Here is a 14,945-nt window from a genome sequence, read left to right on the forward strand (position 1 = left end):
GCCGCCATTGCGCCGCCAGCCATCCCCATGGCCCGTGCCCCCGCCGGGTGCAGGTGCCTGCACGCCCAAAAGCCGCCCCGCACAGGGGGCGTGAACGATGCCGAATGAGGTGCTGATTTCCGGCATCGTGCACCTGCTGCTGATCGCGGGTGTGGCGGCGCTACCGCAGCAGGACCTGCTGCACCCCGCGCGCCATGTGCGCCTTGTGATGGGCCTGGCCGGCGGGATCGCTTCGGTGCTGGTGGCGCTGCAGGGACTGCCGCTGAATGCCCCGGGCGTTCTCCATGTGCACCCGCCCGTCCTGGCCGCGGCGGCCTTCCTGTTCGGGCCGCTGGCGGGGGGCGTGGCCGCCGCCGTGGCGCTGGCCGGCCATGGGCTTGCTGGGGCGCCCGACTGGGGCGCCGCCCTGGGCCTGGCGGCCTGCAGTTTCGCGCTGGGCAGCCTTGTGCGGGTGGCGCGCCAGCGCTGGCAGGTGCCGGCATGGGCAGCCGTGGCCGGCCTGGCCCTGGCGCTGCCCCCCGCGCTGCTACCCTGGACGGAGGTGAGCGGCACCCCGCTCTCCACGCTGGGCGACTGGTTGCTGCACGGCACTGCCTGGCGCTATATCTTCGGCACCGTCGTGCTGTGCGGCAGCACCGAGCTGCTGCGCGGGCGCGCGCGGGCGCTGATCCGGATGCGCCAGCGCGAGGAGGACCTGCTGCGCGCACTCAAGGCCGCGGGCGGCGGCCGCTGGGAATGGGACACGCGCACCCGCTGGCTCTCGTACCGCGGGCGCTTCTACCGCACGTTCGGCCTGCCCGGCAGCCCGGACGACGACAGCAGCGGGCCCGCGTGCGTGATCGACGAGAACGCATCCTGGCAGCGCTGGACCGCCCGCTGCCACCCCGACGACCTCAAGCGCCTGACGCCCCAGGTGCTTCGCGCGCTGGACGGCCGAGAGGAAAGCATCCACCACGAATACCGCATGCGTGACGACCAGGGCCGCTGGCGCTGGCTGTCCTCCCGCGGCTACGCCGTGGAGCGCGACGCCGGCGGCCGCGTGCTGCGCCTGGCCGGCATCGACCTGGACATCACCGAGCACCATGAGATCCGCGAGGCGCTGCAGGCCTCCGAGGCCAAGTACACCACCGTCTACCAGACGCTGCCCGACGCGGCCGGCATCTCGCGGCTGGCCGACGGCTGCTACCTCGACGTGAACCCGGCCTTCGAGCGCCTGCTGGGCAAGCCGCGCGCGCAGATTCTGGGGCGCACCTCGCTGGAGCTGGGCGTCTGGCCCAGCGCGCTGGAACGCGACCGCCTGCTGGAAGTGCTGCAGACGCAGGGCGAGGTGCGCGGCCTGCCCATGACCGCCTGCCGCCATGGGGAGGAGATACCCGGCCTGATGTCCGCCCGCTCGGCACGCATTGGCGAGGAGGATTGCCTGGTCTTCGTGTTCCACGACCTGTCGCAGGAGCGGCGCGTGCGCGACGAGCTGCTGGCCGCCAACAGCCTGCTGCGCCAGGCGGGCTGGATGGCACGCCTGGGCGTGTGGGAAGAGGTGCCCGGCCAGGGCATCACCTACTGGTCCGACGTGTGCTTTGCCATCCATGGCCTGGAGCCCGGCGAGCCGCTGCCGCGCGACTATGTGCAGGACTTCGTGGCGCCGGCGTGGCGCGATGCCATGCAGATGCAGATGCGCCGCTGCCTGCGCGAACGGGCGATCTGGAGCATGGAAATCGAGATCCTGCGGGCCGACGGGCTCCCGCTGTGGGTGCGCGTGCGTGGCGAGCCCATCGTGGAGGCCGACCGCGTGGTGCGCGTGCGCGGCATCCTGCAGGACATCGACGAACAGCGCCGCGCGGCGCAGCGGCTGCGTTCGTCCGAGGACCGGCTGGCGATCATCTTCCAGTTGCTGCCCTACCCGCTGGGGTTTTCGCGCCGCGCGGACGGCACCTACATCGACGTCAACCCCGCCTGGGAGCAGGCGCTGGGCTTCACGCGCGACGAGGCGCTGGGCCGCACGGTGGTGGAGATGGGCATCTATTCCCCGCAGGCGCGCGCCGAACTCATAGAGGCCGCCACGCGCCAGGGCCAGCTCGTGGGCTACGAGATAGAACTGACCACGCGCGGCGGCGACAAGCGCACGGTGCTGCAGTCCATGAGTTCCATCGACGTCAATGGCGAGGCCTGCTGGCTGTTCGCGCTGCACGACATCACCGAGCGCAAGCAAGCCGAGCAACGCGTGCGCGAGCGCGAGGAACTGCTGTCGCTCACCATCGCCGCCGCCGCGCTGGGACTGTGGGACTGGGACCTGCCCAGCGGCGAGGTCACGGGCGACGACCGCTGGCGCGCCATGTGCGGCCTGCAGCCCACCGAGGCGGGCGGGCCATCGGCCACGCAATGGACCGCCGGCATCGCGCCCGAGGACATTGACGCCGTCATGCTGGAGCTGCAGCGCCACCTGGCCGACCCCGGCACGCCGTTCGACGTCACTTACCAGGTGCTGTCCCCCCAGGGCAGCCTGCGCTGGATTCGCAGCCTGGGCAAGATCGTGGCGCACGACGCCTCGGGCCGGCCGACGCGCATGGTGGGCCTGTCCATCGACGTGAGCAGCCAGCGCGCGCAGGAGCAGCAGCTCGAACGCATGGCCCTCTATGACGCGCTCACCGGCCTGCCCAACCGCGTCCTGCTGGAGCGCCGGCTGCGCAAAAGCATGGAGCACTGCCGCGCGCAGGGCCTGCAGCTCGGCGTGGCCTACCTGGACCTGGACGGCTTCAAGCCCGTCAACGACCGACTGGGCCACGCCTGCGGCGACCGCCTGTTGGTGGTGGTGGCCGAACGCCTCAAGCGCTCGCTGCGCCTGTCCGACTGCGTGGCGCGGCTGGGGGGCGACGAGTTCGTGATCCTGCTGCCGGGCCTGGCCGGCGCCCAGGAATGCGAACAGCGGCTGCGCGCGGTGATGGACAGCGTCGCAGCGCCCTACACCCTGGACGGCGAGCGCGTGCTGGTCACCGCCAGCATCGGCTACACGCTCTACCCCGACGACAGCGCCGACGCCGACGCCCTGCTGCGCCACGCCGACCAGGCCATGTACGCTGCCAAGCAGGCCGGGCGCAACCGCTTCCATGGCTTCGATGCGGCCGAGGAGCGCGCACGCCAGCGCCAGCGCGAGCGCTGCGCGGAGCTCGCGCAGGCGCTCAAGCGCGGCGAGCTGGCGCTGTACCTGCAGCCCAAGGTGGACATGCGCCGGGGCACGGTGGTCGGCGCGGAGGCGCTGGCGCGCTGGCAGCATCCCGAACGCGGGCTGCTGGCGCCGGCGCATTTCCTGCCCCTCATCGAGGAGCACGCGGAGCTGCAGGCGCTGTTCGGCGAATGGGTGGTGGACACGGCCCTGGGGATCATTCCCGCGCTCATGGCCCAGGGCCTGCACCTGCCGGTCAGCATCAACATCACGCCGGAGCACCTGCACCGCCGCGGCTTCGCCGACTGGATGGCCGAACGCCTGGCCCAGCACCCCGAGGTGCCGCCGCGGCTGCTGGCCCTGGAGCTCACCGAGAGCGCCGCGCTGTACGAGATCGAGCATGTCGCGCAGGAACTCGCGCGCCTGCGCGCGCTGGGCATGCACATCGCGTTCGACGATTTCGGTACGGGCTACTCGTCGCTGGCCTACCTGCGCCGCCTGCCCATGGACCAACTCAAGCTGGACCGCAGCTTCGTCGCCGGCATGCTGACCGACGCCGGCGACCGCGCCATCGTGCAGGGAGTGATCGGCCTGGCCCGGTCCTTCGGCTGCGGCATCGTGGCCGAGGGCGTGGAGACCGAGGAACAGGGCCTGGCGCTGCTGCAGCTGGGCTGCAGCCTGGCGCAGGGCTATTGCATCGCCCGCCCCATGCCGGCGGCGCAGTTCGCCGCCTGGGCCGCGGACTGGCAGGCACCGGCGCTGTGGTGCGAAGCGGCGGGCGCGGCAGCCGGCGAAGTGGCGGAAGAAAAGGCCGGCGAGAAGGCCGGCGCACCGGGCATGGCGGCCGCGCCCTGCCCCGAATCCGTCAGCGCATAAGCATGAAAAAAGCCTCTAGCGCTTACCCACCAAGCGCTAGAGGCTATGAAAAACATAGCTGATCAGGCCGTCAGCCCAGCAGCTCCTTGATCTGCTGCAGCGCCACCGGGTCTTCCATGGTGGTCAGGTCGCCCGTGTCGCGCCGCTCGGCCACGGCCTGCAGGGCGCGGCGCAGCAGCTTGCCGCTGCGCGTCTTGGGCAACATGGTCACGAAGATCACGCGCGCGGGGCGGGCCACGGCGCCCAGCTGGGCATCCACCTGCTTCATCACCTCGCCCTCGAACTTCAGGCGCGCGGCATCGTCCACCAGGCCCGAGGCATCGCGCGGCACGGCGAACGCCATGGCCACCTGGCCCTTGAGCTGGTCGGCCACGCCCACCACGGCCACCTCGGCAATGTTGGCGTGGCCGGCGATGCACTCCTCGATCTCGCGCGTGCCCAGGCGGTGGCCGGCCACGTTGATCACGTCGTCGGTGCGGCCCAGGATGAAGTAGTAGCCATCGGCGTCGCGCACGCCCCAGTCGAAGGTGCTGTAGATCAGGCGCCCCGGAATGCTCTTCCAGTAGGTGTTGACGAAGCGCTCGTCGTTGCGCCACACGGTCTGCAGGCAGCCCGGGGGCAAGGGCCCCTCGATGGCGACCACGCCCTTCTGGTTGGGCGCCGTCAGTTCCTCGCCCGTGGCCTCGTCGATCAGCTTGACGTTGTAGCCGTACACCGCCTTGCCCGGACTGCCGAAGCGCGAGGCCTGCGGCTCCACGCCGTTGCACAGCGTCATGATGGGCCAGCCGGTCTCGGTCTGCCAGTAGTTGTCGATGATGGGCACGTTCAGCGCGCCGCTGATCCAGGTGGCCGTGGGCTCGTCCAGCGGCTCGCCGGCCAGCCACAGGGCCTTGAGGCTGCTGATGTCGTGTTTCTTCAGGTATTCGGGGTCCTGCTTCTTCAGCACGCGCACCGCCGTGGGCGCCGAGAACATGTGCGTGACCTGGTACTTCTCGACGATGCTCCACCAGATGCCCGCGTCGGGCCGCACGGGCAGGCCCTCGTACAGGATGGTGGTCATGCCGCCGATCAAGGGGCCGTAGATGATGTAGCTGTGGCCCACCACCCAGCCGATGTCGCTGGTGCAGAAGTATGTGTCGCCCGGGTTCGCCTGGAAGATGTGGCGCATGCTGGACGCCAGCGCCACGGTGTAGCCACCGGTGTCGCGCTGCACGCCCTTGGGCTTGCCGGTGGTGCCGCTGGTGTAGAGCGTGTAGCTGGGGTGCGTGGACTCCACCCAGGTACAGGGCACCTGGGCATTCAGGTGCTGCGCGCGCAGCGCAGCCCAGTCGTGATCACGCCCGGCGCGCATGGTGGCGGGGGCCAGGCCGCGGTCCACCAGCAGCACGGCCGCCGGCTTGTGCGCCGACAGCTCGATGGCCTCGTCGAGCAGCGGCTTGTAGGGCACGACCTTGCCGCCGCGCGAGCCCGCGTCGGCGCTCACGATCACCACGGGCTCGGCGTCTTCGATGCGCGAGGCCAGCGACGACGAGGCGAAACCGCCGAACACCACCGAGTGCAGCGCCCCGATGCGCGCGCAGGCCAGCATGGCGAACGCCGCCTCGGCGATCATGGGCATGTAGATCAGCACGCGGTCGCCCTGCTGCACGCCCAGCGCCTGCAGGCTGGCGGCCATGCGCTGCACCTCCTGGTGCAGCTCGGTATAGGTGTAGGCGCGCTCGGTGTTGGTCTCGGTGGAGATGGCCACCAGGGCGTTCTGCTGCGCGCGCTCGGCCAGGTGGCGGTCCACCGCGTTGTGGCACAGGTTGGTGGTGCCGCCCACGAACCACTTGGCGAACGGCGGGTTGCTCCAGTCGCAGATCTGCTGCGGCGGCTGCTGCCAGTCGATCAGGCGGGCCTGTTCGGCCCAGAAGGCGTCGCGCTCTTCGATGGAGCGGTGGTGGAAATCGGCGTAGGGGGCGTGTTCGGCGGCCATGGGGCTGTCTCCTTGGAATGCCCCGCGCCGGCCTGGCGTGGGGAGGGAATCATCCAGAGCCCGTAATTATTCACGCGGCGCTTGCGAGAAGCTGACGCCTGCCTGACCTGCCGTGGCCGCACCCCAGTCACTTTTTCATAGCACCCAGCGCTTTCCACACAAGCGCTGGAGCCCCAAAATGCACCAACTCCTTATTTCACCAGCGCCAGCATGTCCTTGAACGCCGGGTGTTCGCAGCTGCGCAGCCACTCGAAGGCCACCATCTCGGTGGTGACCAGCTCGGCGCCCGCGCCGGCCAGGCGGTCGAAGGCGGCGTCGCGGTTGCGCTCGGTGCGCGAGCTGCAGGCGTCGGTGACGACCCAGACCTCGAAATCATCCTCCAGCAGATCCAGCGCCGTCTGCAGCAGGCAGACATGGGCCTCGCAGCCGGCGATGACGATGCTGCCCGGCTCGGGCGCCGGCTGCTGCTCGCGGGCCTTTTGCAGGTGCTTGGGCAGGCTGCGCGCATTGCCGCCCTGGGGCTTGGCGGGCGGGCGCAGCCATTCGCCCAGGCCCTCCTCGGTGGCGCTGAAGTGCATCTTGGCCAGCGTGCGGCGGCACAGCGCGCGCAGCGCCGGGTCATTTGGCCCCAGGCGCGAGGGGTTCTGCTCCGTGCCCCACACGGGCACGTCCAGCATCTGGGCGATCTGGGCCAGCCTGCGGGCGTTGGCCAGCACGGCCGGGCCTTCGAAGATGGCGGGCATCAGGCGTTCCTGGTAGTCCACGAGCACGAGTTGGGATTCGGAGGCGTCAAGCAGCATGGCGGTCAATGTTCTGTTCAAAATTCAGGCGGCCATTGTCGCAGGCGGGGCTCGCGCGCTGGCGCTCAGGGCTTGAGGCGCAGCAGCTGCCCGTCCGCGCTGTCGGTGAGCAGGTACAGCCACCCGTCGGGGCCCTGGCGCACATCGCGGATGCGCGCGCCCAGGCTGTCCAGCAGGTACTCGTCGCGCACCACCCGGCCTTCGTGCAGCTCCAGCCGGTGCAGGCGCGCGAACTTGAGCGAGCCGATGAACAGGCTGCCCTTCCAGGCGGCGCCATAGCGGTCGCTGGTGAGGAAGGCCATGCCCGAGGGCGCGATCGACGGCACCCAGTAGTGCAGCGGCGGCTCCATGCCAGCCTTGGCCGTGCCCTCGCCGATCCGGCCGCCGCCGTAGTTCTCGCCATGGGAGACCACGGGCCAGCCGTAGTTGCGCCCGGGCTCGGGGCGGTTGATTTCGTCGCCGCCCTGCGGCCCGTGCTCATGGATCCACAGCCGGCCATCCGGCCCCCACGCCGCGCCCTGGGGGTTGCGGTGGCCCCAGCTCCAGATTTCCGGCAGCGCGCCCGCACGGCCGGTCAACGGGTTGCCCGGCGCGGCGCCGCCCGTGGGCGCCAGGCGCACGACCTTGCCCAGGTGGTTGTCCAGCCGCTGCGCGTCGTCCTTGCGGCCGAAGCGCTCGCCCAGCGTGAGGAACAGCTGGCCGTCCGGCGCCTGCACGATGCGGCAGCCGAAGTGCAGCTGGCTTGCCACCTTGGGGGTCTGGCTGAAGAGCAGCCGCACATCCCACAACTCCGATGCGCCGGGCGCCAGCGTGGCGCTGGCCAGCGCCGTGCCGTTGACGCCACCCGGCGCGGGCTCGGCATAGCAAAAGAAGATGCGCCGGTTGCGGGCAAAGTCGGCGTCGGTGATCACGTCCAGCAAACCGCCCTGCCCGCCCGCCGCCACGCGCGGCAACCCGCCCAGGGGCGGGCCCAGGCGGCCGCCGGGCTCCACCACGCGCAGCCGGCCGGGCCGCTCGGTGACCAGAAAGCGCCCGTCGGGCAGAAAGGCCAGGCCCCAGGGATGGGCCAGGCCCGTGGCCACCACCTCGGCCGTGGCCTGGCTGCGCGCCGCCACAGGCTGCACCCGCGCGCCGTCCTGGGCCCGGGCGCCCAAGGCGGCCGCCATGCCCAGACCCGCGCACACCGCGATGGCCCACCGGCGGCGGGGCCGTCGCGCCCTCATTTCTGCCTGTCTCATGATCCGCTCCTGAAGCCAACGCCCGTGCATCATGGCACGCAGACGCGGGGCGAAGGGCATGGCCCGCCCACCCCAAAAAACATATAAAAACCGGCATTACGCCTTACCAACAAAGCGCAAGCAGCTTCACTTTTGATAGCAAAACAACCATCCAGACGGGTCTCCGGGGCACATCGCCGGAACTTCACGCCCAGCAGGCCCTCCACCCTGGTGGTCTTTCACTCAGTCTTCACAGAAAAAGGAGTTCCGCCCCGTGTCTTTTGCACTGCCCCGTTTCGCCCGCATGGTTTTTGCCGCCGCTGCCACCGCCGCACTTGCCGCGCCCCTGCTGTCGCCCGTTGCGGCGCAGGCACGCGAGTTCGTCAGCATCCAGGGCAATACCGTGAATGTGCGCGAGCGGCCCAGCACCCGTTCCGACACGCTGTGGGAACTGAGCAAGGGCTACCCGCTGCAGGTCCAGCAGCGCAAGGGCCAGTGGATCAAGGTGCGGGATTTCGAGGCACCGCTGGGTTGGGTGTTCGCGCCGCTGACCGACAAGACGCCCCACCGCGTGGTGACCGCGCGCAGCGCCAACCTGCGCGCCGGCCCCAGCCAGCAGCACAAGACCGTGGGCAAGCTGCAGCAGCATGAGGTGGTGCGCACCCTGGGCCAGTCCGGAGGCTGGGCCCGGGTGCAGCGCGACGGCGGCCAGAAGGGCTGGGTGGCCAAGCGCCTGACCTGGGGCTGGTAGGCCTTACCCCAGCACGCGCTGCGGCAGCGGCGCGTAGCCATGGTTGAGCGGGCCGTGGCCATGGCCCGTGTGCACGTCGGCACCGGCGGCAATCGCGCCCAGGATGTAGCGGCGCGCGCTCTCCACCGCCGTCACCAGCGGCTGGCCCAGCGCCAGGTGCGCTGCGATGGCCGACGACAGCGTGCAGCCCGTGCCGTGGCCGTTGTGCGTGGCGATGCGTGCCGAGCCCAGGCGGTGGTGCTCGCCGCCGGGCAGCGCCAGCACATCCACCACCCAGTCGCCCGGCAGATGCCCGCCCTTGAGCAGCACGGCGCGGGCACCCAGGGCCAGCAGGCCGTCGGCGGCGGCGTCCAGCGCGGCCTCGTCGGCGACGCTGCGGCCCAGCAGCCAGCCCGCCTCGTCCAGGTTGGGCGTGACCACCGCGGCCAGCGGGAACAGCTCGCGCACCAGCGTGCCCACCGTTTCCTCGGCGATCAGGCGGTCGCCGCTGGTGGCCACCATCACCGGGTCAAGCACCACGTTGGGCAGGCCGTAGCGGCGGATCGCATCGGCCACCACCTGCACCACCTCGGGCGAGTGCAGCATGCCGATCTTCACGGCGTCCACGCCGATGTCCTCGACCACAGCATCGATCTGCGCGGCCAAAAACCCGGGCGGCACGCCATGGATGCCGCGCACGCCCTGCGTGTTCTGCGCGGTCAGCGCGGTGATGGCCGTCATGCCATAGCAGCCCAGGGCGCTGAAGGTCTTCAGGTCGGCCTGGATGCCGGCCCCGCCGCCGCTGTCGGAGCCCGCGATCGACAGCACCCGGGCATAGCGCCGGCCGCCAGGATGGGAAGGGGACGACGACTGGTTGTCTTTGTTCATGGCAAAAATTATCGGCCAACATCCGCACCGCCGGCCGCAACGCCACAGCCTGCGCCACGTCAACATCAGGGGTTCGGGCCTTGTGCTGTAATGCCCTTCACGGACGAAACAGGGGTGTCCCCGCCGCACACACAGGCGGGCGACTGAGAAATACCCTGGGGCCGCGATGGCGCGCCGCCCGCCCTTGCATGCGCAGGGCGGCGGCGCGCCGGCCCCGCCACCCGATCCAGGTCATGCTGGCGTGGGGAGTTTCCAGCATCGGTGCGTTGCCCCGTTTTGTCCCCTTGTTTGGCTCAGCTGGCACACGGACACGATGCTCTCCCTTCCCACCCTTCGCTCCCCCTCCTCCATCACCATCCTCGGTGCCGGCCTCATGGGCCGCCTGCTGGCCGTCGAACTGGCACGCCAGGGCCACAGGATCGAGATCCACGAGGCCGGCAGCCGCGACGCCGAGGGCGCCGCCGCGCGCGTGGCCGCCGCGATGCTGGCGCCGCTGGCCGAGTCGGCGGTGACCGAACCCGGCGTGGTGCGCATGGGCCAGCATTCCCTGGCGCGCTGGCCGCAGTTGCTCGAAACGCTGGCCGAACCCGTGTACCTGCAGCACAACGGCACGCTGATCCTGTGGCACCGCCAGGACGCCCCCGAGGCCGCCCGCCTGCGCCACAAGCTGGAGCAGGCCCAGGGCCTGGTGCCCCAACTGCCCCACATGCAGCCGCTCGACGGTGCGGGCGTAGCCGCGCTGGAGCCCGCCGTGGCCCAGCGCTTCCACCAGGGCCTGTACCTGCCCGGCGAGGGGCAGCTCGACAACCGCCAGTTGCTGGCCGCGCTGGCCACCACCATGGAGCGGCTGGGCGTGGCCGTTCACTGGCACAGCCCGCGCACACCGGCGGACTTCGCCCCGGGCAGCGCCGGCCAGCCCGACCTGGTGCTGGACTGCCGGGGCCTGGGCGCCCGGGCCCAATGGCCCGCGCTGCGCGGCGTGCGCGGCGAGGTCGTGCGCCTGCATGCGCCGGACGTGGAGCTCCAGCGCCCCACGCGCCTGGTCCACCCGCGCTACCCGATCTACATCGCGCCCAAGCAGGACCACCTGTTCGTCATCGGCGCCACCGAGATCGAGTCCGACGACCTCTCGCCGGCCAGCGTGCGCTCCACGCTGGAGCTGCTGAGCGCCGCCTATGCCGTGCACCCGGGCTTTGCCGAGGCGCGCATCCTCGAGATCGCCACCCAGTGCCGCCCCACCCTGCCCGACAACCTGCCCGCCGTGCGCGTGGTGCGCGACCGGGTGCTGGAGGTCAACGGCCTGTACCGCCACGGTTTCATGATCGCCCCCGCCATGCTCGACGTGGTCATGCAGGTGCTGAACACGGGACAATCCGCGCTGGCCCCCGGGTTCGACCTGTCGTTGCAGCTCGAACGCGAGGCGGCACTCCACCCTTGAACCAGTCCATGAACGTTCTCATCAACCAGACCGCCGTTGACCTGCCCGCCGGCGCCACCGTGGCCGATGCCGTGGCGCACCAGCAGCCCAAGCCCCCGTTCGCCGTGGCCGTGAACCTGCAGTTCGTGCCCCAGGCACGCTACGCCACCCACGCGCTGCAGCCCGGCGACCAGATCGAAATCATTGCGCCGGTGACCGGCGGCTGACCACCATGACCCACCACCACTTTGCCCCCGCTCCCAGCGCCGATGCCCTGGTGCTCTATGGCCAGACCTTCCAGAGCCGCCTGCTGCTGGGCACGGCCCGCTACCCTTCGCCCGCCGTGCTCGAGGCCGCGGTGCAACGCGCCCGTCCCGCCATGGTCACGGCGTCGCTGCGCCGCCAGGGCAGCAACCCGGCCGAAACAGGCGGCAGCTTCTGGGAGTTGCTCAAACGCCTGCAGGTCCCCGTGCTGCCCAACACCGCCGGCTGCCACAGCCTGCAGGAAGCCATCACCACCGCCCACATGGCGCGCGAAGTGTTCGACACGCCCTGGATCAAGCTGGAGCTGATCGGCGACGATTACACCCTGCAGCCCGACACGCTGAACCTGGTGCAGGCGGCCGAGCAGCTCATCCGCGAGGGCTTCCATGTGCTGCCCTACTGCACCGAGGACCTGGTGCTGTGCCAGCGCCTGGTGGACGTGGGCTGCCAGGCCGTCATGCCCTGGGCCGCCCCCATCGGCACGGGCCGCGGCCCCGTCAACCCCTATGCGCTGCAACTGCTGCGCGAACGGCTGACCGTCCCCATGCTGGTGGACGCCGGCCTGGGCCTGCCGTCACACGCCTGCCAGGTCATGGAGTGGGGCTACGACGGCGTGCTGCTCAACACCGCCGTGGCCCTGGCGACCGACCCCGTGCAGATGGCCGGCGCCTTTGCCGACGCCGTGGCCGCCGGCCGCGCCGCCCGCATGGCGGGCGCCATGGCGCCGCAGGAGGCCGCGCAGCCCAGCACGCCCGTGCTGGGCACGCCGTTCTGGCACCACGCGCAGGGCTGAGCATGGCGCCGTCCACCCATCCCTCCGAGGCCACCATGGCGCAGGCCATCTTGCAGCGCCACGCCGCGACCTACGCGGACTTCCCCGCCCAACCCGCGCCCGCGGCGGCAGTGGATGAGCCGGTCTACCGCGCCGCCCTGGCCGCGTGCAGCGCCCTGGGCTTCATCGCCCACGATGCGGACTGCCTGGCCCGCGCCTGGGCCGCGCAGACGCGGCGCCTGGGGCGTTTCGACGCCGCCCGCTGGCCCGACGAGCCGGCCGACTTCGGCCTACAGCCGCTTCCCCATGCACAACCCTTCGCCCCCTGCCCCCAGGCACTGGGCCTGTACGCCGTGCTGCCCGACGCCGCCTGGGTAGGCCGCATGGCGCGCGCCGGCGTGCCCACGGTGCAGCTGCGCTACAAATCCACCGACGAGGCCGCCATCGCGCACGAGGTGCGCGCCGCCGTGCAGGCCATGCAGGGCACCGATGCGCTGCTGTTCATCAACGACCACTGGCGCGCGGCTATTGCCGCGGGCGCCTACGGCGTGCACCTGGGCCAGGAGGATCTGGACGCCCTGCAGCCCGACGAGCTGCGCGCCATCCGCGAGGCCGGTCTGCGCCTGGGCGTCAGCACCCACGGCTACGCCGAGATGGTGCGCGCCGATGCCGCCAGCCCCAGCTACATCGCCATGGGCGCGGTGTTTCCCACCACGCTGAAGAAAATGGCCACCGTGCCACAGGGCGTGGCGCGGCTTGACGCCTATGCGCGGCTGATGCGCGGCTACCCGCAGGTGGCGATTGGCGGCATAGGCCTGTCGCAGTTTGCGCAGGTGCTGGCGACGGGCGTGGGCTCCATCGCCGTGGTGCGCGCGCTGGTCAATGCTGACCAGCCCGAGGCCGCCGCCACGGAGCTGATGGCCGCCATGAGGGCCGGTGGGCTCCACTCCTGACCGGGCGCGGCCAAAAAGCAAAAAAGGGCCGGCGCCTTGCGCGCCGGCCCACCCCACCATGAAGAAACCGTATTGCCGGGCCCGGCTTAGAAGCGCCAGCCCAGGCCCACGCCCGCGAGCACGGGGTTGACCTTGAACGTGCCGACCTTGGCACCGGCGGAGAGCACGTCGGTCTTGATGAAGACCTTCTTGACGTCGAAGTTCAGGTACAGGTTCTTGGACAGGGGGATGTCCACACCCACCTGCAGCGCGCCGCCCCAACTGTTCTTGTCGATGGAGGGGCTCAGGGCCGCGTCCACGGCGGGCGCGAAGCGCACGTTGGAGAAGCGCGTGTAGTTCACGCCGGCACCCACGTAGGGCTTGAAGCCGCTGAAGTTGGTGAAGTGGTACTGGGCCAGCAGCGTGGGCGGCAGGTGCTTGAGCGAACCGATCTTGCCCAGGCCGTTGGCGCGCAGGTCATGCTTTTGCGGATAGGTCAGGACCAGCTCAGCGGCGATGTTGGGCGTGAAGAAGTAGGAAACATCGACCTCGGGGATGACCTTGTCGTTGATCGACAACCCCAGGCCCGTGCTGTCCTTGTTGGCGCTGTCCAGGTTCACGGCGCGAGCGCGCACCAGCCAGGAACCTTCTTCAGCCTGCTGCGCGAATGCAGCACCGGAGGTCATTGCACACAGAGCGGCCAGGGCCAGCAGATTCTTTTTCATGTTGACTCGATACGTCGGTTGAACGGGGACGACCCCCGTGCATGTATTAAGCCTACGAATCGTCAGGTCAATATTGCCGCAGATCAAACCTTATCCGCCTCTGTCCATCGGTGTTGTCCCGAAGCATCACACCGTCATCTTCTTGGAACACGGCTCAATGGGACGCGGAACCGCCGCGCAGGCGCCCCACCAGCATCCATGCCGCCAGCACGGCGGCGCCGGCCGCCAGCCCCACCACCGCGTTGAGCGCGTTGGTGGCGACCGCCGCCCACAGGCCGGCCAGGGGCCAGCCCGCCATGGCCGCGCCCACGCCTTCGATTGCGTGGTGCAGCACCGGCACGCCGTGCACCAGGATGCCGCCGCCCACGAGGAACATGGCGGCCGTGCCCACCACCGACAGCTTCTTCATGAGCCAGGGCGCCGCCGCCACGATGCCGCGCCCCAGCGCCTGCGCGGCGCGGCTCGCCTTGCCGCTGAGCCACAGGCCCAGGTCGTCGAGCTTGACGATGCCCGCCACCAGGCCGTAGACGCCCACCGTCATGAGCGCGGCGATGCCCACGAGCACGGCGACCTGCTGCACGAACGGCGCGCCCGCCACCGCACCCAGCGTGATGGCGATGATCTCGGCCGACAGGATGAAGTCGGTGCGCACCGCGCCCTTGATCTTGTCCTTTTCCAGGGCCGCCAGGTCCACGCTCGGATCGGCGTTGGCCTGGGCATGGCGCGCATGGTCCGCCGCGTCCTCCTCGGGCGAGTGCAGGAACTTGTGCGCCAGCTTCTCGCAGCCCTCGAAGCACAGGAACGCGCCCCCCACCATGAGCAGCGGCGTCACCGCCCAGGGCGCGAACGCGCTGATGAGCAGCGCCGCGGGCACCAGGATGGCCTTGTTCACCACCGAGCCCTTGGCCACGGCCCACACCACGGGAATCTCGCGTTCGGCCCGCACGCCCGTGACCTGCTGCGCGTTGAGCGCCAGGTCGTCACCCAGCACCCCGGCCGTCTTCTGCGCCGCCACCTTGGTCATGACCGATACGTCGTCGGCCATGGCCGCGCTCTTCTTGGCGGCCACCTTGGTCATGAGGGCCACGTCGTCCAGGATGGTGGCAATGTCGTCGAGCAGGGTCAGAAGGCTGGCGCCGGCCATGAATCACTCCGTGAATGGTGGTCGCGCATTATGAATAAAAAAAGC

12 protein-coding genes are annotated in these 14,945 nt (G+C 70.6%); 6 read left to right on the plus strand and 6 right to left on the minus strand.

Translation table 11 applies throughout. The annotated features are described in order from the left end of the window. Positions 1-97: 97 nt before the first annotated feature. Positions 98-4,036, plus strand: a complete 3,939-nt coding sequence (locus BP68_RS03100; protein WP_496368975.1) for a sensor domain-containing protein — start codon at positions 98-100, stop codon at positions 4,034-4,036. A 70-nt stretch (positions 4,037-4,106) separates the two neighbouring features. Here the strand turns inward: BP68_RS03100 and BP68_RS03105 are convergent, their stop codons facing one another. The 3 genes from BP68_RS03105 to BP68_RS03115 form a co-directional block, all read right to left on the minus strand. Continuing rightward, positions 4,107-6,011 (minus strand): propionate--CoA ligase, encoded by a 1,905-nt coding sequence (locus BP68_RS03105; protein ID WP_496368976.1) that lies wholly within the window; start codon positions 6,009-6,011, stop codon positions 4,107-4,109. 191 nt (positions 6,012-6,202) lie between these two features. Continuing rightward, entirely contained in the window at positions 6,203-6,811 is a 609-nt protein-coding gene (locus BP68_RS03110) for an isochorismatase family protein (RefSeq protein ID WP_496368978.1), read from the minus strand. Positions 6,812-6,876: 65 nt separating this feature from the next. Continuing rightward, the gene (locus BP68_RS03115; RefSeq protein ID WP_496369068.1) at positions 6,877-7,977 is read right to left on the minus strand and encodes a PQQ-dependent sugar dehydrogenase; all 1,101 of its coding nucleotides are present in this window, start codon (positions 7,975-7,977) and stop codon (positions 6,877-6,879) included. A 355-nt stretch (positions 7,978-8,332) separates the two neighbouring features. Between BP68_RS03115 and BP68_RS03120 the strand changes: the two genes are divergently transcribed. Then, positions 8,333-8,779: an SH3 domain-containing protein gene (locus tag BP68_RS03120; protein WP_496369070.1), complete on the plus strand. Its 447-nt coding sequence runs from the start codon at positions 8,333-8,335 to the stop codon at positions 8,777-8,779. Between the two features lie 3 nt (positions 8,780-8,782). Here BP68_RS03120 and thiD read toward each other — a convergent pair whose 3' ends face one another. Continuing rightward, positions 8,783-9,646 carry a bifunctional hydroxymethylpyrimidine kinase/phosphomethylpyrimidine kinase gene (gene thiD, locus BP68_RS03125; protein WP_496368980.1) on the minus strand — a complete coding sequence of 288 codons (864 nt, stop codon included), beginning with the start codon at positions 9,644-9,646 and terminating at the stop codon, positions 8,783-8,785. A 313-nt stretch (positions 9,647-9,959) separates the two neighbouring features. Between thiD and thiO the strand changes: the two genes are divergently transcribed. Genes thiO through thiE form a run of 4 tightly spaced genes read left to right on the plus strand, consistent with a single transcriptional unit; the run spans position 9,960 to position 13,052 of the window. Continuing rightward, positions 9,960-11,084, plus strand: coding sequence for a glycine oxidase ThiO (gene thiO, locus BP68_RS03130; protein WP_496368982.1), 1,125 nt, complete (start codon positions 9,960-9,962; stop codon positions 11,082-11,084). Between the two features lie 8 nt (positions 11,085-11,092). Beyond that, on the plus strand, positions 11,093-11,290 hold the full coding sequence (thiS, locus tag BP68_RS03135; protein WP_496368984.1) for a sulfur carrier protein ThiS: 198 nt from the start codon (positions 11,093-11,095) through the stop codon (positions 11,288-11,290). A 5-nt stretch (positions 11,291-11,295) separates the two neighbouring features. Then, on the plus strand, positions 11,296-12,120 hold the full coding sequence (locus tag BP68_RS03140) for a thiazole synthase (protein WP_496368985.1): 825 nt from the start codon (positions 11,296-11,298) through the stop codon (positions 12,118-12,120). Between the two features lie 2 nt (positions 12,121-12,122). Further along, positions 12,123-13,052, plus strand: a complete 930-nt coding sequence (gene thiE / locus BP68_RS03145; RefSeq protein ID WP_496368986.1) for a thiamine phosphate synthase — start codon at positions 12,123-12,125, stop codon at positions 13,050-13,052. Positions 13,053-13,138: 86 nt separating this feature from the next. Here thiE and BP68_RS03150 read toward each other — a convergent pair whose 3' ends face one another. Further along, complete coding sequence (locus tag BP68_RS03150) at positions 13,139-13,756, minus strand: OmpW/AlkL family protein (RefSeq protein WP_496368988.1); 618 nt, start codon at positions 13,754-13,756, stop codon at positions 13,139-13,141. A 154-nt stretch (positions 13,757-13,910) separates the two neighbouring features. After that, the gene (locus BP68_RS03155) at positions 13,911-14,900 is read right to left on the minus strand and encodes a DUF808 domain-containing protein (RefSeq protein ID WP_496368990.1); all 990 of its coding nucleotides are present in this window, start codon (positions 14,898-14,900) and stop codon (positions 13,911-13,913) included. Positions 14,901-14,945 lie beyond the last annotated feature (45 nt).

The sequence above is a fragment of the Diaphorobacter oryzae DSM 22780 genome, from assembly GCF_059568935.1.